This window comes from Sphingomonas panacis (genome assembly GCF_001717955.1).
Taxonomy (GTDB): Bacteria; Pseudomonadota; Alphaproteobacteria; order Sphingomonadales; family Sphingomonadaceae; genus Sphingomonas; species Sphingomonas panacis.
Genome location: NZ_CP014168.1, coordinates 262,988 through 280,096, shown reverse-complemented (window position 1 = coordinate 280,096; position 17,109 = coordinate 262,988). Strand labels below are relative to the sequence as shown.

Here is a 17,109-nt window from a genome sequence, read left to right as displayed (position 1 = left end):
ACATTGCGGTGATACGCGGCACTGGGAAAAAGCGGTTGGTCGCGCCCCCCCGCACGACTCAACTCATCCAAAACGGATGGATACGCTGTAGTGGCTCGCTTGCCAATGGGTCGGGCGGTCAGACGGGCGTTTGTTATGATATATTACAAATTTGTCATCTGGTGGCCTGCGAAATGCCTTCAGCGTGACGGTAGCGCCAAATCCATGTCGGCGAGGGCGTGCCCCAGCAGCGCGCGCATCGTCTCGCGGGCGCGCACCGCGTCCGAGGCCCGGATCGCCAGCAGTACCGCTTCATGATCGGCGATGGGATCGCGCGGCAGGCGCTGTTTGCGGTGCTTGAAGGTGGTGGTCCAGCTCACCGCCGCGCCGACCGAGCCGGCGAGGCTGGCGAGCGCCGCATTGTGCGCGGCGGCGAGGATGGCGTTGTGGAAGCGCTGGTCGGCGGCGCGCCCGGCGGTGGTCGACAGGCCGTGCGTGCGCATCTGTTCGAGCGCCGCCGCGAGCTCGGCGAGGTGCGCGTCGGTCCGGCGCAGCGCGGCGAGTTCGGCGGCGGCGGGTTCGATGATGCCGCGCAGTTCGAACAGGTCGCGGACGAATTCGGGATCTGGCTCGTCGCTGAACATCCAGGCGAGCAGATCGGGATCAAGCAGGTTCCAGCGCGCGCGCGGCGTGACGCGGGTGCCGGCCTTGGGGCGGCTTTCGATCAGCCCTTTGGCGGCGAGGATTCGCACCGCTTCGCGGTAGGCGGTGCGCGAGACGTGGAGCCGCCCGGCGCTTTCGATCTCGCCCTCGAACAACGTGCCGGGCGGGTGGCTTCCGTTGAGGATGGCGATGCCGAGGTCGCGGGCGATCGTCTGGTGGATGCGGAGCGCCGATTTGGGCGCGCCCGGTTCGTTACCCGTGTCTCGATCCAAGCGCGCCTCCCGATCCTCCAGCTTAGTCGTGAAACGCCTCCGTGGCGACGTGGCGGCCGCACAGGAATGCATCGGCGACCAGTTGCAGCGGCGCGAGATCGACGTCGATCTCATTGCGTGCGGCGATATCGACGAAGCGGCGGTACATCGCGGGATATTCCTCCTCGGCCCCGGCCGGCTGCTCGGCATCGCCAAGGAACCAGCGGTTGCCGCCTTCGGCGAGCCGCAGCGTGCCGGCCTCGGTCTCGACCGTGATGTCCCAGCTTTGCGGGCCGGTCTGGCGCCAGTCGAACACGGTGTCGATCGCCGCGCCCGAACCGGTCCGCATCATCAGCGTCGCGCCGATCGGCGCCTGGCAGTTCGACGGCACTTCGAGCGTGGCGTCGAGCAAAGATACCCGGTCGGGCACGATCTCGGTCAGGATCGACAGCGCGTTGATGCCGGGATCGAACACGCCGAACCCGCCCGCTTCCCAGATCCACGGCTGGCCGGGGTGCCAGTGGCGGACATCTTCCTTCCACGAGATCGCGATGCTGCGGATCGTCGTCTGCGCGATCCAGTCGCGCGCGGCGGCGACGGCGGCGGCATAGCGCGAGTGCCAGCTTGCGAACAGGCTGACGCCCTGCGTGCGGGCGAGCGCGATCAGCGCCTCGACTTCGGACACCGTCGCCCCGGGTGGCTTTTCGAGGAAGACGTGCTTGCCCGCCGAAAGCGCCGTCACCGCCGCCTCGAACCGGGCCTGCGGCGGCTGGCACAGGACGATCGCGTTCAGCTCGGGCGACCCCGCCAGCATCGCGGCGAGATCGGTGTAGTTGGCGACGCCATCACCCTTGGCGTTGCGGCTGGCGACCGCGACGAGATCGATCCCGTCGGTCCTGGCGATCGCGGGCAGGTGCTGGTCGCGCGCGATCTTGCCGAGCCCGACCAGCCCGAGCTTCAGTCCGTCGCTCACAGGCTACGGACTTTGGCGATGCCGGTTGCGGTGGCACGCGCGAGCGGGTTGCGCACCGGCAGCAGGAAGGCGTCGGCCTCGACCTCGAACACGTCGCCGACTTCAGTGCGGATGCCGTCCGAGAAGGACAGGGTCGCGGTGCCGAAGAAGTGGACGTGCAGATCGCCGGGGCGGAGGAAGCCGTCGTACTTGAAATGGTGATGTTCGAGATTGGCGAGGCTGTGCGACATGTTCGCCTCTCCCGAGACGAACGGCTTTTCCCACAGCACTTCGCCGTCGCGCACGATCCGGCTGGTGCCGCGCACGTCCTCGGGCAGATCGCCGAGCCGCAGTTCGGGTGCGAGCGCGGCCTGACGCAGCTTGGAATGCGCGAGCCAGAGGTAATTGCCGCGTTCGGTGACGTGATCGGAAAATTCGTTACCGAGCGCGAAGCCGAGCCGGACGGGGGCGCCGTTCGCGTCGATCACGTAGATGCCGGCGATCTCGGGTTCCTCACCGCCATCCTCGGCGAAGGCGGGCATGGTGAGGGGGGCGCCGGGATCGACGAGGATGCCGCCGTCGCCCTTGTAGAACCACTCGGGCTGCGCGCCCACCGCGCCCTCGGCGGGCTTGCCGCCCTCGACGCCCATCAGGAACATCTTCATCGAATCGGTCTGCGAATCCGCGGCGGCCTTGTGCATCTTGTCGCGGCCTTCCGCCGAGCCGAGATGCGTCAGGCCGGTGCCGCTGACGAGCGTGTGCGCGGGATCTTCATGGTCGATGGGCGAGAGCAACCGCACGGCGCCCAAGTCGATCGCGTCGCCGAGCGCGGCTTCGGCGGCGGCGGCGAGGCTGGTGCCCGCCGCGATCGCCTGCCGCGCGAGCGCGAGCGTGGTGGTCGCGCCGACCACACGCCGCGCCGCGCCGCTCTCGTCGAGCGCGGCGACGCCGCGCGTATCGCCTTCGGCGAACTGGACGAGCGAGCGGATCATTTGGCCTGCTCCAGCGCGCCGTTCACGCGGCGGGTGATGCCCCACGGGTTCGCCGCCTGGAGCGGTGCCGGCAGCAGCGCGTCGGGCGTATCCTGGAAGCAGACCGGGCGGAGGAAGCGCGCCATCGCCAGCGTGCCGACCGAGGTGCTGCGACCGTCCGAGGTCGAGGGGAAGGGGCCGCCATGCACCATCGCATGAGTCACTTCCACGCCGGTCGGCCAGCCGTTGAACAGAATGCGGCCGACCTTGGCCTGCAGCGCGGGCAGCAGCTCGGCGGCGGCATCATTGTCGCTCGCTTCGCTCTGGATGGTCGCGGTGAGCTGACCTTCGAGATTGGCGATGACCGCCTTGATCTCCGCAATGTCCTTGCAGCGCACGAGGATCGACGAGGAGCCGAACACTTCATGCGACAGCGCCACGTCGGCTTCGAACTTCGCCGCCTCGGTGGTGAACAGCGCGCCGACCGCCTGGTTGACGCCCTCGCCGACACAGCCGCGCGCGACCGTGGTGACGGCCGCGTGGCTGGCCAGTTCCTCGACGCCGCGCTCGAAGCTGGCGTGGATGCCGGGGGTGAGCATGACGGCGGGCTGCGCCGCGGTCAGCGCCTTGGCAGCGGAGGCGACGAAGGTTTCGAGATCGGGGCCGTCGATCGCGATGACGAGGCCGGGGTTGGTGCAGAACTGGCCGGCGCCCATCGTCAGCGAACCGACGAAAGCGGGGCCGAGCGCTTCGGCGCGCGACGCGAGCGCGCCGGGCAGAAGCACGACCGGGTTGATGCTCGACATTTCGGCATAGACCGGGATCGGCTCGTCGCGCTGGTTGGCGATCTTGACGAGCGCGAGACCACCGCCGCGCGAGCCGGTGAAGCCGACCGCCTTGATGCGCGGATCGGCAACGAGGGCGCCGCCGAGTTCGTTGGTGGTGCCGGGCAGGTACGAGAACACGCCTTCGGGCAGGCCGCACGATGCGACCGCCTGCTGGATCGCGCGGGCGACCAGTTCGCCGGTGCCGGGATGCGCGGGATGGCCCTTGACGACGACCGGGCAGCCCGCCGCGAACGCCGCCGCAGTGTCACCACCGGCGACCGAGAAGGCGAGCGGGAAGTTCGACGCGCCGAACACCGCGACGGGGCCGAGCGCGACGTTGAGGCGACGCAGATCGGCGCGCGGCAGCGGCGCGCGATCGGGCATGGCCGGATCGATCGTCGCGTCGAGCCACAGACCTGCACGGACCTCGGTCGCGAACATGCGGAGCTGGCCGACGGTGCGGCCGGTCTCGCCTTCGAGGCGCGGCTTGGGGAGGGCCGTCTCGGCCATCGCGGTGGCGACGAGATCGTCCTTGATCGCGAGGATGTTGGCGGCGACGGTCTCGATGAAGGTCGCGCGCGCTTCGAGGCTCAGCGTCGAGAAGGTCTGGAAGGCTTCGGCCGCGAGCGTGGTCGCCTTGGCGACGTCGGCGGGGCCGGCGTTGCTGAACGCGACATCGCCGCTTTCGCCGGTCGCGGGGTTGATCGCGTTGAAGGTATCGGCGCTGCGGCTTTCGCTCGCGCCAATCAGAATGGCTCCGTTATACATGATGATGTCTCCGGATGGGGGAATAGGGGATATGGTAGGCGTGTGCGATCGCGTCACCCTCACCCGTCCCACCCGGCTGCGCCGGGCCGGACGGGTGCGGGGAGCGGCGTCACATCAATGGTTGTCGCGCGGCAGGCCCTTGGTCTGGGCGATGCGCTGGTACTTTTCGGCACCTTCGAGGATCGCGCCGGTTTCCATCTGGCCGACCACCGAACGCTGGATCTCCTGCCACGGCGTCTGCGAGGCGGGGTATTTGAAACCGCCTTCCGCCGTCAGCGCGGCGCGGCGCTCCGCCAGTTCCGCGTCGGAGATCAGCACGTTGGCCGAACGCTTGTCGAGATCGATGCGGACGCGGTCGCCGGTGCGGATCAGCGCGAGGCCACCCATCGCCGCCGCCTCGGGCGAGGCGTTGAGGATCGACGGGCTGCCCGACGTGCCCGACTGGCGACCGTCGCCGATGCACGGCAGCGCATGAACGCCCTCGGTGATGAGGTACGACGGCGGACGCATGTTGACCACCTCGGCCGCGCCGGGATAGCCGATCGGGCCGGCGCCGCGCATGAACAGCAACGTCTCAGGCGTGATACCGGTGGCGGGATCGTCGATGCGGTGATGATAATCCTCGGGGCCGTCGAACACCACCGCCGGGCCTTCGAACGCCTCGGGGTCTTCGGGGTTCGAGAGGTAGCGGTCGCGGAACTCGGGCGAGATCACGCTGGTCTTCATGATCGCCGAATCGAACAGATTGCCGCGCAACACGATGAAGCCGGCTTCCTCGACGAGCGGCTGCTCGAACGGGCGGATCACCTTCTCGTCCTCAATGATCGCGTCGCGGCAATTGTCGCCCATCGTCTTGCCGTTGACGGTGAGCGCGCCCTCGTGGATCAACCCCTGGCCGATGAGCTGCGCGGTGACGGCGGGCACGCCGCCGGCACGGTAGAAATCCTCGCCGAGATATTCGCCGGCAGGCTGGAGGTTGACCAGCAGCGGCACCTTGTGGCCCTTCTCCTGCCAGGTATCGATCGGCAGCTCGACGCCGACGTGGCGCGCGATCGCCGACAGATGGATCGGCGCGTTGGTCGATCCGCCGATCGCCGAATTGACGACGATGGCGTTCTCGAACGCATCGCGCGTGAGGATGTCGGAGGGCTTGAGATCCTCGGCGACCATCTCGACGATGCGCCGGCCGGTGCGATAGGCGACTTCCTGACGGTCACGATAGGGCGCGGGGATCGCCGCCGAGCCGGGCAGCGACATGCCGAGCGCTTCGGTGAGCGAGTTCATCGTCGTCGCGGTGCCCATCGTGTTGCAATAGCCGGTCGACGGCGCTGACGAGGCGACGAGGCGGATGAACTCGGCATTGTCGATCTCGCCGGCGGCGAGCATCTGCCGCGCCTTCCAAACGATCGTGCCCGAGCCGGTGCGCTCGCCCTTGTGCCAGCCGTTGAGCATCGGCCCGACCGACAGAGCGATCGCCGGGATGTTCACGGTCGCCGCCGCCATCAGGCAGGCAGGCGTGGTCTTGTCGCAGCCGATCGTCAGCACCACGCCGTCGAGCGGATAGCCGTAGAGCAGCTCGACGAGGCCGAGATAGGAGAGGTTGCGGTCGAGGCCCGCCGTCGGGCGCTTGCCGGTTTCCTGGATCGGATGGACCGGGAATTCGATGGCGATGCCGCCCATCTCGCGGATGCCCTCGCGAACGCGCTCGGCGAGGACGAGGTGATGGCGGTTGCAGGGCGAGAGGTCGGACCCGGTCTGGGCGATGCCGATGATCGGCCGGCCCGACTGCAGTTCTTCCAGGCTCAGCCCGAAATTGAGATAGCGCTCGAGATAGAGCGCGGTCATGTCGATATTGTCCGGGTTGTCGAACCAGGCGCGGCTGCGGAGTTTGGGGGGCGTGTGGCTCATAGCGGTTCCCGTAGCGTAAGGTGCCGATCGCATTGACGGCTCCAGCCGCGAGATATACTCATACAATTACAGAATCAATCAGCACGTGAGGGTGTGTGGCAGGTCCAATCTTGAATTCGGGAGGCGGCGCTGTGGCGCCCGCCTCGAACGGCGGACGGTCCTACGGGCCGGCGCTGACGTTGCTCGCCACATTGTTTTTCATGTGGGGGTTCATCACCGTCATCAACAACACGCTGCTGCCGCATCTGCGCAGCGTGTTCGACCTGAGCTACACGCAGACGACGCTGATCGAGTCGGTGTGGTTCATCGCCTATTTCTTCGCGTCGATCCCGTCGGCCAAGCTGATCGAGCGGATCGGCTATCAGAAGTCGCTCGTCACCGGGCTCGGCATCATGGCGGCGGGTGCGCTCGGCATGATCCTCGCGGCATCGATCCCGTCCTATGGCGTGACGCTCGTCATGCTGTTCGTGATCGCGAGCGGCATCACATTACTTCAGGTCGCGGCCAACCCTTACGTCGCGGTGATCGGCTCGCCCGAAACCGCGTCGTCGCGGCTCAATCTGGTGCAGGCGATGAACTCGGCCGGCACGATGCTCGCGCCGGCGTTCGGCGCGTATCTGATCCTCGGCCGTTCGGTCGGCGGCACCGCCAAGGCGGGCCGCATCCTCACCCCGGCGGAGCGTCTCGCCGACGCGCATTCGGTGGTGCTGCCCTATCTGCTCGTCGCGATCGTGCTGGTCGTGCTCGCGGTGGTGATCGCGCGCTTCCCGCTGCCGGTGATCGGCCAGAATGCCACCAGCCGAGTCGCCAAGGACGAGCGCAAGAGCCTGTCGCTGTGGAAGCACCGCGCGCTGGTGCTCGGCATCCCGACGATGGTCGCCTATCTGCTCGCCGAAATCGGCGTGGCGAACCTGTTCGTCAATTTCGTCAGCCAGCCCGATATCGCCGACCTGACGCATGAGCAGGCCGGGCAATATCTGACGCTGCTCTGGGGCGGCATGATGGTCGGCCGCTTTGCCGGCTCGGCGATCATGCAGAAGTTCCGTGCCGAGGACGTGCTCGCGGTGTTCGCGGGCGGCGCGTTGCTGGTGATGCTCGCGGTGCTGAGCACCACTGGCCATGCCGCGATGTGGGCGCTCATCCTGGTCGGTCTGTTCCACTCGATCATGTTCCCGACGATCTTCACGCTGGCGATCCGTGGCCTGGGCCCGCTGACCGAAGAGGGTTCGGGGCTGATGATCATGGCGATCGCAGGCGGTGCCTTGGTGTTCGTGCAGGGGCTGCTGGCCGATCGGTATGGCTTGCAGGCGTCGTTCGCGCTGACCGCCGCGTGTGAGGTCGTGGTGCTGCTCTATGCTTTGTGGGGCTGCCGGGTGGCGGACGAGGAGGCGAAATGAGCGATATGATCGAACCCCGTCTCGTCTGGGCGGTCGAAGCGACTTTGGGCGAGGGGCCGGCGTGGATCGGACGCGAAAGCGCCTTGTGGTTCGTCGACATCAAGGGCGGCAAGGTCCATCGCTACGATCCGGCGAACGACGATCGGCAGTCGTTCGAGGTCGGCGGGATGCCGAGTTTCATCGTTCCGGCCGAGGGCGGCAAGCTGTTGGTCGGCTCGGTCGATGGGCTGTATCTGCTCGAAGACGGCAAGCTCACTGGCCCGGTCGCCAGGATCGACATGCCCGCGCACAACCGCACCAACGATGCGACCGTCGATTCGTCGGGGCGGCTGTGGCTCGGCACGATGGACAATGAGGAAGAGGCCAATACCGGCGCGATCCATCTGTTCGACGTGACCGATCTGCGTGCGGTCGGCGGCGAGTGCGTCATCACCAACGGCCCGGCGGTGAGCGGCGACGGCAACACGATCTACCACGTCGATACGCTCGGGCGGACGATCTATCGCTGCGACATTTCGGCGGGCACCAGCCTCGCGCATGGCGACGTGTTCGTGAAGATCGCCGAGGCGGATGGCCATCCCGATGGCGTGACGGTCGATTCGGAAGGCTGCGTGTGGGTCGGCTTGTGGGGCGGCTGGCAGGCGCGGCGCTATGCGCCCGACGGTACGCTGATCGCGACGGTGGCGATGCCGTGCGCCAATGTCACCAAGGTGACGTTCGGCGGGCCGGACCTGCGGACCGGCTATGTCACCACGGCGCGTAAGGGTCTGTCGGAGGCCGAGCTGAACGGCCAGCCGCTCGCCGGCGGGCTGTTCGCGTTCGACGCGCCCGCGCCGGGCGTGGCGCTGCCCGAGGTGAAGCTGAGCGCGTGAGCGGGTACACCGTCCTCGGCGACTGGGGCACGACTCGGCTGCGGCTGTTCCGTGTCGAGAAAGGCGTCGTGACCGATCGCACCTTCGGCGACGGGATCGGTACGCCCGGCATCGTGCCCGAGGCGGTGCTGCGTGGCGCGCTTGGCGGCTGGTTGGCGGCGGGCGCGCCCGAGTCGATCCGGCTGTGCGGGATGGTCGGCGCACGCGACGGCTGGCGCGAGGTGCCCTATGCCGAATGTCCGGCGACGCGCGACGCGTGGCTCGCGGCGGCGACCGATCTGACGCTCGATGGCGTGCCGGTGGCGATCATGGCCGGGCTGGCCTGCGCCGATGCGGATGGCGTGCCCGACGTAATGCGCGGCGAGGAGACCCAGCTTTACGGCGCGCTCGCGCTGTCGCCAGACCTGGCGGCGGGGCGGCACATCGTTATCCTGCCGGGAACGCACAGCAAATGGGCGGTGATCGAGGACGGTGCGATTACGGCTTTCCGCACCATCCTGACCGGCGAGCTGTTCGCGCTGCTGCGCCAGCATTCGACGCTCGCGCGCGGGCTGGCGGCGGGCGATGCCGGCGCCGAGGCGGAGGGTTTCGCGGCGGGGCTGGCGCGCGCGGAGACCGGCGTGCTCAGCGCGCTGTTCGGCGCGCGGGCGATGCAATTGCGTGCCGGCAAGACGCCCGACTGGGCGCTCGGCTATCTGTCCGGGCTGGTGATCGGCGGCGAGATCGTCGAGATGCGTGGCACGCTTGGCGGTGCGGAGGGTGTGACGATCATCGGCGACCCGCGCCTCGCCGAGCGGTATGCGCAAGCGTTCGCGCGGCAAGGCGTCGTGGTGCGGCGGCTCGATGGCGATGCCTGTGTGCTCGCCGGATTATCCTAGGAGGTTCTGATGACGCTCGACCAACTGCTGGCTGAGGGCGTGCCCCCGGTCGCCGCGATCCTGCGTGGGCTTCGCCCCGACGAGGCGATCGACGTGGCGGCGGCGCTGATCGACAACGGCATCCGCATCCTCGAAGTGCCGTTCAACTCGCCCGAGCCGACCAAGAGCATCGCCGCGATCACGCAAGCGTTCGGCGACCGCGCGCTGATCGGCGGCGGCACCGTGCTGAACGTCGAGGCGGTCGAGGCTTTGGTGGAAGCCGGCGGGCGGCTGATGGTGACGCCCAACACCAATCCGGCGGTGATCGCGCGCGCGGTGGCGTTGGGCCTGGAGGTGCTGCCCGGCTTCATGACGCCGAGCGAGGCGTTCCAGGCGATCGCGGCGGGTGCGCGGCGGCTCAAGCTGTTCCCGGGTGCGAGCCTCGGCCCGGCCTATCTCAAGGCGGTGCGCGAGGTGCTGCCGCGCGATGTCGCGGTGTGGGCGGTCGGCGGCACCAATGCCGAAACGTTCAAGGACTGGCTGGCGGGCGGCGCCGAAGGCATCGGCGTGGGCGGCGCGCTGTTCAAGCCGGGCGACAGTGCGGCGGTGGTCGGCGAACGCGCAGCCGCGCTGACGGCAGCGTGGAAGGCGGCGACGGCGGGGTAGCTGCGCGGTTGCGTCGCGCGCTGGATATGAGAGAATGCCGCAATGCACGTCGTCACCGTCTCTGAATTTAACGCCACCTTCGAGGTTGTTTTGGACCGTGTCGTTGACGACGGGGCGCCGATCGGGGTCGTCCGGCCTGAGGGGCAGCGGGTATTGCTCGTCCCGGGCGGCATGTGGGACGCCGTACAACGAACTTTGTCTGACCTGTCCTTGAGTGCTGACGAAGGTTAACTCTGAGACCGTAACCCGTTCGGAACGACCGCCGATTGTCAAAATTAGCGCAAAATCGTATAAGCGCGGCATGGCGCAGATGAACATCTCGATCCCCGACAAGCTCAAGAGCTGGGCGGAGCGGCGCGTCGCCGAGGGCGATTACAGCAGTACCAGCGATTATGTGCGCGATCTGGTGCGGCGCGATCAGGCGGCGATCGAGCAGCTTGCGCGGTTGCGCGCGGCGATCGACGAGGGGATCGCGTCAGGGGTTAGCGATCGCGATCCCTTTGCGTATCTCGACGAGCTCAGAGCCGCACTGACCCCGGTTCGCGGGAGCGCGGATGCGGCTTGAGCTGAGTCGCAAAGCGAAAGCGGACCTCGACGATATTCGCGATTACAGCGTGCAACGCTTCGGTGAAGCGCGCGCGATTCTCTACCTCGACCCGATCGAGCAGGCGTTTCGACGCATTCTACAATTCCCTGAGAGCGGCGCATCCCGATCCGACCTCTCGACCGAATTGCGCAGCATCTCGGTCGGTCGTCACCGCCTCTATTACCGGGTATATGCGGAGCGCGTACGAATCGTGCGTATTCTCCATCATGCGATGGAGATCGAGCGGCACCTTTAGGGTGTTCCGGTGCCGCCCGAATTCCAATTATTCCGGTCGGTCAATCATGCTCCCGCCCGCCCGCGCCCATGTACAGTTCGCTGCCGGTTTCCTTGAAGACCTTGCTCATCTCGGCCATGCCCGCCTCGGCATCTTCCGCCGCGACGAAGCTTTCCACCGGCGCGTTCTGCTTGGCGGCGAAGTCCCGCACTTCCTGCGTGATCTTCATCGAGCAGAATTTGGGGCCGCACATCGAGCAAAAATGCGCGCTCTTGGCGCCTTCCGCGGGCAATGTCTGGTCGTGGAACTGCTCCGCGGTGTCGGGGTCGAGCGACAGGTTGAACTGGTCGCGCCAGCGGAAATCGAAGCGCGCGCGGCTCAGCGCGTCGTCGCGGAGCTTCGCGGCGGGGTGGCCCTTGGCGAGATCGGCGGCGTGCGCGGCGAGCTTGTAGGTCACCACGCCGACCTTGACGTCGTCGCGGTCGGGCAGGCCGAGATGCTCCTTGGGCGTGACGTAGCAGAGCATCGCGGTGCCGAACCAGCCGATCATCGCGGCACCGATGCCGCTGGTGATGTGATCGTAGCCCGGCGCGATGTCGGTAACGAGCGGCCCGAGCGTGTAGAACGGCGCCTCGCCGCAGGCGGCGAGCTGCTTGTCCATATTCTCCTTGATCTTGTGCATCGGCACATGGCCGGGGCCTTCGATCATCACCTGAACGTCCTGTTCCCACGCGCGCTTGGTGAGTTCGCCGAGCGTGTAGAGTTCGGCGAACTGCGCTTCGTCATTGGCGTCCGCGTTCGAGCCGGGGCGCAGGCCGTCGCCGAGCGAATAGGCGATGTCATATGCCTTCATGATCTCGGTGATCTCGTCGAACCGCTCGTAGAGGAAGCTTTCCTTATGATGCGCGAGGCACCATTTCGCCATGATCGAGCCGCCGCGCGAGACGATGCCGGTGACGCGCTTGGCGGTCATCGGGATGTAGGGCAGGCGCACGCCGGCGTGGATGGTGAAATAATCGACGCCCTGCTCGGCCTGCTCGATCAGCGTGTCGCGGAACACCTCCCACGTCAGATCCTCGGCGACGCCGCCGACCTTCTCCAGCGCCTGATAGATCGGCACGGTGCCGATCGGCACGGGCGAGTTGCGGATGATCCATTCGCGCGTGTCGTGGATGTTGCGGCCGGTGGAGAGGTCCATCACCGTGTCTGCGCCCCAGCGGATCGACCAGACCATCTTGTCGACTTCGCTCGCCACGTTGGAGGCGACCGCCGAGTTGCCGATGTTGGCGTTGATCTTGACGAGGAAGTTGCGCCCGATCGCCATCGGTTCGCTCTCGGGGTGGTTGATGTTCGACGGGATGATCGCGCGGCCGCGCGCGACCTCGTCGCGGACGAATTCGGGGGTCACGTAATCGGGGATCGAGGCACCCCAATCCTGCCCGTCGCGGACGAGCTTTTCCTTGAGCTCGGCGCGGCCGAGATTCTCGCGAATTGCGACATATTCCATTTCGGGGGTGATGATGCCGCGCCGCGCATAATGCATCTGGCTGACGTTCGCGCCGGCCTTGGCGCGGAGCGGGCGCTTCACGACGTTGGGATATTGTGGCACGCCGGCCGAGCGGTCGGGGCCGGAAAGGCCGTTATCCTCGGGCTTGATCTGGCGGGCGTCATAGCTCTCGACATCGCCGCGCGCCTCGATCCAGCCGCGGCGGAGTTCGGGCAGGCCGGCGTTGATGTCGATCAGCGCCTGCGGATCGGTGTAGGGGCCGGAGGTGTCGTAGACGCGCAAGGGCGCCTCGCCCGAGCCGGGTTCGAGGTGGATCTCGCGCATCGCGACCCCCGCGCCGGGAATGTTGGGCGAGGATACGTGGATCTTGCGTGACCCGCGAATGGGGCCGGTGGTGACGCCGATTTCGGTGCGGGTGGGAAGGTCGGCCATCTCGTCGTCTCCTCAAATGGGAGAAAACGGACTTTCCGATGAGAAAAAGGCCGTTCCCTCCCTACGCCGGTAAGCCCATCAAGGGGCCGGATCAGGTTCTACGGGTCGGGCGGATTTGCACCGCCCCTCTCAGCCTGATGGCTCCCCGGGGAATGACGCGAGCGTAGCGGCTTTGCGGCGGGTTGGAAAGACCCGCCGCGTCACCGCAGGTTTCAGGCGTTGCTTGCCGCGCTGGTCTTGATGTTGCCGTTGGCGCCATTGGGGAGGAACCCGCCCGACGTCACCGCCGCGCTGTTCTGATAGGCGACGTTGAGCACCTGGCCGGCGGTGCGCGTGTAGACGCGGCCCTGCGCGTCGGCCGGTACGATGTTGGCCGTGGTCCCGGTGCCGGTGATGCCCTGATCGATATCGACCGAGCCATCGAAAACGTCGCGTGCGTTGCTGAACTGGCCGACGGCGGTGCCCTGACCCATCGTGTAGAGCGTCGTGCGGATCAGCGCGGCGTGATAGGCCTGCGTGGTGAGCAGCCCGGCGACGGCATCGAGCGTGAGCGTGCTCGACAACAGTGTCGCGACGCCCTTGTATGCCGTTACCGCGACATCCTTGAAGATGAACGCGGCGAGCAGGAAGTTGAGGTCGCTCGCATATGGATCGAATGTCGCGCCCGAGGCGACATAGCCAGCGGCCCGCGCGAAAGTGCTGAACGCGCCGCTCGCGCCGCCGTCGATGTTGAGCGACGGCATCGCCACGGCCGACCCGCCGAGCGCGGAGCGCAGAAAGGCAAGGTGCGCGAGATCGTCGGCGGCGATCTCTCGCGCATATTGCGCGATGATCGGATTGGCGAAGCTCACCGCGCGGCCGCCCGTCACGGTACCTTGTTGCCCGGTTCCGGTGAGCAGCGCAGCGCCGCCGCCGGGATGCGCCGGGGTGTCGGCGATCGCCGAGATATTGGCGCCAGTGGTCGCGAAAGCGAAGAACTGCGCCTGCAGATAGGCGAAGTTGAGCGCGAGGTTGAGCGCGTCGGCATTGATGATCGCGCTGGTGTCGGTCGAGGTCGGGGTCGGAGTGGGGGTGGGCGTACCGCCCGAATTGTCACTGCCGCCGCCGCAGGCGCTGAGCAGCGCCAGACCGCTGGCTGCAACGGTCATCTGGCCAGTGGTGCGCAGGAAGTTCCGACGCGCTAGGCGGCGGGGGTCTTCGGCGGTGCTCGGCGAAGGCGAAAGAAGGTCGGTCGCGGTATCGGTCACGGGAGAGTCTCCGGGCGGAATGCGTAAGCGTGCGGCGAGGTTTAGTTCGCGGCGCTGGCGACGGTCGTGCCGTTGACGCCGGCGGGGAAGAAGCCCCCGGACGAGGTCGACAGGCTGTTGAGATAGACGATGTTGAGCACCGAGGTGGCCGCGCGGCCGTAGGCGATGCCGTCCGGACCCGCCGGGGTGATGTTCGAAACCAGATTGCTGTTCGCGTCGGTAGTCGGCGAAATGCCCTGATCGTCGTCGCTGCTGCCGTCGAGCGCGTCGCGCACGTTGGAGATCGCATCGGCATTGGCGCGCAGCGTCGAGCCGCTGGCGGCGCCCTTGGCGTAGAGCAACGTGCGGATCGTGCCGGCGCGGTACGCCGCCGCGCCGAGCAGGCCGACGATCGATTCGCGGTTTGTCGCATTCGTGGCACTTGTGAGGAGGCCGCGATAGGTGGTGGCGACGACATCTTCGAGCAGGAACGCGGCGAGCAGGAAGTTGCTGTCGTTCGCGTAGACATCGAACCCGGTGCCCGAGGCGACGAGGCCGGCGGCGCGCATCGCGGTGCTGAACGCGGCTGTCGCGGTGACGTCGAGGTCGATCTTGGGCTGGGCGATCACGTCGGCGCCGGCGGTGGTGCGCAGGAAGGCGACTCGCGCGGCGGCTTCTTGCGCGAACTCGCTGGCGATCTGCGCGACGACGGGATCGGTGAAGGTCGCCTGGCGGCCGCCGGTGACCGCCCCGGCGGTGCCCGCGCCGGTCAGTTGCGCGGCGGGAAGGCCGGCGCCGTTGGCGGCGAGGCCGTAGAACTGCCCGAGCAGATATTCGAAATTGAGCGCGAAATTGACCAGCGACGAATCGGCGACGGTATCTGCGCGCGCGATCGAGGTGATGGTGAGGGCGGCAGCCCCCGTAGCGGTGATCGCGGCGGCGCCGAGCGCGGTACGGAAAAATTCACGGCGCTCGTTACGCGTATCGAGGGAGTCCTCGTGCAGGGCAGTCATCATCGTCCTTCCGGCATGTCACCTTGAGCCAGGGTGCGTACCCCGCCCGGAACCGGATACGCCACGGCCGTTCGCGCCCTCATGGGGCGGGAACGGCCGGAGTCGCAGAGGCACGCACACATGCGCCCCGTAGAGACGGTTTAGAAGGTGTACGCAACCCCGAGCGCGCCGATCCACTGGTTGGGCTTGCCCTGCAGCCGCACGATCGGGCTGTACGAATAATCGCCGAGCAGCCGCGAATAGGCGCCGCCGGCGATCAGCTTGAAGCCCTGAAGCAGGTCTCCGGTCAGCGCATAGGTGACATAGCCGCCGACCTGATAGTTCTTCCAGCCGCCCTTGGCGTTGTAGACTGGCAGACCGCTCGACAGGCTCTGCTGCGGCGAGATGCTGTAATAGGTCTGCGCGTAGCCGCTGCCGACACGGTTGGCGGAGGCGTTGATGCCGACTGCCGCCTTGCGGCTGAGCGGGGTGATATAGTTGATCTGCGGCTGCCAGATCTCGCTGTCATGCGCGTTGTTGACGTCGTGACGATAGCTGAGCGAGAGCGAGAGCTTGTCGTATGGGCTGGTGATGATCCCGGTCTTGCCGATGCCGACATAGCCGCCGAGTTCGATCGCGGTGCCGACCTTGCCGAGCCGGCGGATCGCGCGATCGTCGATGTCCTTGAGCGTGGTGCGATCGAAATTGAGCACGACCATCGGCCCGAGCTGGAAATCGATCTTGTCGCCGGGGTTGTTGGGGATGAGATCGACGCTGGCGCGGTTGCCGATGAGGGTGAAGGCGAAGCCCTTGATCTGGCCGATCGCGAGCGGGGCCGGAACGAAGCGGTTGCTGTCCGAGCCTTCATAATCGGGCACATAGGCGGCAGCGATGCCGACGGTCACGTTGTCGCCGCCGAACTTGGCGGCGAGATCGGCATTGTCCTGCCCGGCGGGCGCGGCGCTCTGCGCAAGCGCCGGCGCGGCGCAAAGGACGGCGGCGAAGGGAAGAACGGCGGCTAGGCCGCTGCGGATGAGAGTCTGCACGTGCAACTTCCTGTCATATCGGGGGGGTGGCAAATTACGGGGGCGTAACGCCGCGCCCTGTCGTTGGCTCCACGCCATTCGGCGCGGCGTGTTTTTTGCTGCGGGTGCGTTGCCAAAGTACAACGATCGGTATCTTCGTACAGGCTGAAGCGGACCGGCATTACCCCCGCCGCATGCGCTTGCGCAGCATTGCCGGCGCGAACCGCGCGGCGAACGCCATGATGTGCGCGGTTCGCCCGACATAGGTGTGGACGCGCGTGCCGTGGACGGCGGCCCAAGCTGCCCGCGCGACCGCTTCGACCGACGTGAGTTCGAGTCCCGCGGCGCGGACCGTCTCGCGGATGGTGCGGTTGCTGCCATCGATCGCGCCGTCGAGCAGCGGGGTTTCGACGAAGGCGGGGACGATCGCGCGGACCCGGATGCCGTCGCGCGCCCATTCGGCATCGAGCGCCTCGGTCAACCCGCGTACCGCGAATTTGGTCGCCGAATAGGTGGCGAGTCCGGCGCTGCCGTAGATCGCCGAAGCGGAGGCGGTGTTGAGCAGGCATGCGCCGGGCGTGCGGGCGAGATAGGCGTAGCCGATCCTTGCGCCGTTGAGCACGCCGGTGAGATTGATCGCGATCGTGCGGTCGATCGCATCGAAGCTGGTCGCGGTGAGGGGGCCGCCGGTGGCGATGCCGGCGTTGTTGAACAGCACGTCGAGCTGGCCGGCGGACGGCGCGGTGAAGGTGTCGAGTGCGGCGGCCCAGCCGGCACGGTCGCGCACGTCCATGACATGGGTCTCGGCCATGCCGGACGGTAGCAGCGCGCGCGTCGCGGCGAGGCCGCCTTCGTCGATGTCGGCCAGCCCGATCCGCCAGCCGCGCCCGGCGAACAGGATCGCGGTCGCGCGGCCGATGCCGGAGCCGCCGCCGGTGATGAAGATCGATTTGGCCATGATGTCTCCATATCGAGGTTACGGCGGCAGTGAAAAT

At 67.4% G+C, this 17,109-nt stretch carries 17 protein-coding genes and 1 riboswitch; of the genes, 7 read left to right on the top strand and 10 right to left on the bottom strand.

The window, feature by feature from the left end:
• Positions 1-179: 179 nt before the first annotated feature.
• The 5 genes from J0A91_RS01200 to J0A91_RS01180 form a co-directional block, all read right to left on the bottom strand.
• Entirely contained in the window at positions 180-914 is a 735-nt protein-coding gene (locus J0A91_RS01200; protein WP_069203385.1) for a FadR/GntR family transcriptional regulator, read from the bottom strand.
• 22 nt (positions 915-936) lie between these two features.
• Positions 937-1,866: a Gfo/Idh/MocA family protein gene (locus tag J0A91_RS01195; protein WP_083224429.1), complete on the bottom strand. Its 930-nt coding sequence runs from the start codon at positions 1,864-1,866 to the stop codon at positions 937-939.
• Complete coding sequence (gene araD1 / locus J0A91_RS01190; RefSeq protein WP_069203384.1) at positions 1,863-2,837, bottom strand: AraD1 family protein; 975 nt, start codon at positions 2,835-2,837, stop codon at positions 1,863-1,865. The genes J0A91_RS01195 and araD1 overlap by 4 nt, the downstream gene beginning before the upstream one ends.
• A complete protein-coding gene (locus J0A91_RS01185; protein WP_069203383.1) occupies positions 2,834-4,411 on the bottom strand; it encodes an aldehyde dehydrogenase (NADP(+)) in 1,578 nt (525 codons plus the stop codon). Before J0A91_RS01185 ends, araD1 begins: the two co-directional genes overlap by 4 nt.
• A gap of 114 nt (positions 4,412-4,525) precedes the next feature.
• Positions 4,526-6,319, bottom strand: a complete 1,794-nt coding sequence (locus J0A91_RS01180; RefSeq protein WP_069203382.1) for an IlvD/Edd family dehydratase — start codon at positions 6,317-6,319, stop codon at positions 4,526-4,528.
• A gap of 95 nt (positions 6,320-6,414) precedes the next feature.
• Between J0A91_RS01180 and J0A91_RS01175 the strand changes: the two genes are divergently transcribed.
• The 7 genes from J0A91_RS01175 (at position 6,415) to J0A91_RS01145 (ending at position 10,953) form a co-directional block, all read left to right on the top strand.
• Positions 6,415-7,716 carry a sugar MFS transporter gene (locus J0A91_RS01175; RefSeq protein WP_069203381.1) on the top strand — a complete coding sequence of 434 codons (1,302 nt, stop codon included), beginning with the start codon at positions 6,415-6,417 and terminating at the stop codon, positions 7,714-7,716.
• Positions 7,713-8,588 carry an SMP-30/gluconolactonase/LRE family protein gene (locus J0A91_RS01170; RefSeq protein WP_069203380.1) on the top strand — a complete coding sequence of 292 codons (876 nt, stop codon included), beginning with the start codon at positions 7,713-7,715 and terminating at the stop codon, positions 8,586-8,588. The genes J0A91_RS01175 and J0A91_RS01170 overlap by 4 nt, the downstream gene beginning before the upstream one ends.
• Complete coding sequence (locus tag J0A91_RS01165; protein WP_069203379.1) at positions 8,585-9,466, top strand: 2-dehydro-3-deoxygalactonokinase; 882 nt, start codon at positions 8,585-8,587, stop codon at positions 9,464-9,466. The genes J0A91_RS01170 and J0A91_RS01165 overlap by 4 nt, the downstream gene beginning before the upstream one ends.
• A gap of 9 nt (positions 9,467-9,475) precedes the next feature.
• The gene (locus tag J0A91_RS01160) at positions 9,476-10,111 is read left to right on the top strand and encodes a 2-dehydro-3-deoxy-6-phosphogalactonate aldolase (RefSeq protein WP_069203378.1); all 636 of its coding nucleotides are present in this window, start codon (positions 9,476-9,478) and stop codon (positions 10,109-10,111) included.
• Between the two features lie 42 nt (positions 10,112-10,153).
• Entirely contained in the window at positions 10,154-10,342 is a 189-nt protein-coding gene (locus tag J0A91_RS01155; RefSeq protein WP_069203377.1) for a type II toxin-antitoxin system Phd/YefM family antitoxin, read from the top strand.
• Positions 10,343-10,412: 70 nt separating this feature from the next.
• Positions 10,413-10,676, top strand: a complete 264-nt coding sequence (locus tag J0A91_RS01150) for a type II toxin-antitoxin system ParD family antitoxin (protein ID WP_069203376.1) — start codon at positions 10,413-10,415, stop codon at positions 10,674-10,676.
• On the top strand, positions 10,666-10,953 hold the full coding sequence (locus J0A91_RS01145; RefSeq protein WP_069203375.1) for a type II toxin-antitoxin system RelE/ParE family toxin: 288 nt from the start codon (positions 10,666-10,668) through the stop codon (positions 10,951-10,953). Before J0A91_RS01150 ends, J0A91_RS01145 begins: the two co-directional genes overlap by 11 nt.
• A gap of 40 nt (positions 10,954-10,993) precedes the next feature.
• Here J0A91_RS01145 and thiC read toward each other — a convergent pair whose 3' ends face one another.
• The 5 genes from thiC to J0A91_RS01120 form a co-directional block, all read right to left on the bottom strand.
• Complete coding sequence (gene thiC, locus J0A91_RS01140) at positions 10,994-12,871, bottom strand: phosphomethylpyrimidine synthase ThiC (RefSeq protein ID WP_069203374.1); 1,878 nt, start codon at positions 12,869-12,871, stop codon at positions 10,994-10,996.
• 41 nt (positions 12,872-12,912) lie between these two features.
• Positions 12,913-13,029: riboswitch (TPP riboswitch) on the bottom strand.
• Between the two features lie 54 nt (positions 13,030-13,083).
• Positions 13,084-14,118, bottom strand: a complete 1,035-nt coding sequence (locus tag J0A91_RS01135; protein WP_069203373.1) for a ferritin-like domain-containing protein — start codon at positions 14,116-14,118, stop codon at positions 13,084-13,086.
• A gap of 41 nt (positions 14,119-14,159) precedes the next feature.
• Positions 14,160-15,113 carry a ferritin-like domain-containing protein gene (locus J0A91_RS01130; RefSeq protein ID WP_069203372.1) on the bottom strand — a complete coding sequence of 318 codons (954 nt, stop codon included), beginning with the start codon at positions 15,111-15,113 and terminating at the stop codon, positions 14,160-14,162.
• A gap of 137 nt (positions 15,114-15,250) precedes the next feature.
• Positions 15,251-16,135 (bottom strand): MipA/OmpV family protein, encoded by an 885-nt coding sequence (locus J0A91_RS01125; RefSeq protein WP_069203371.1) that lies wholly within the window; start codon positions 16,133-16,135, stop codon positions 15,251-15,253.
• A gap of 160 nt (positions 16,136-16,295) precedes the next feature.
• A complete protein-coding gene (locus J0A91_RS01120) occupies positions 16,296-17,072 on the bottom strand; it encodes an SDR family oxidoreductase (protein ID WP_069203370.1) in 777 nt (258 codons plus the stop codon).
• Between the last annotated feature and the right edge of the window lie 37 nt (positions 17,073-17,109).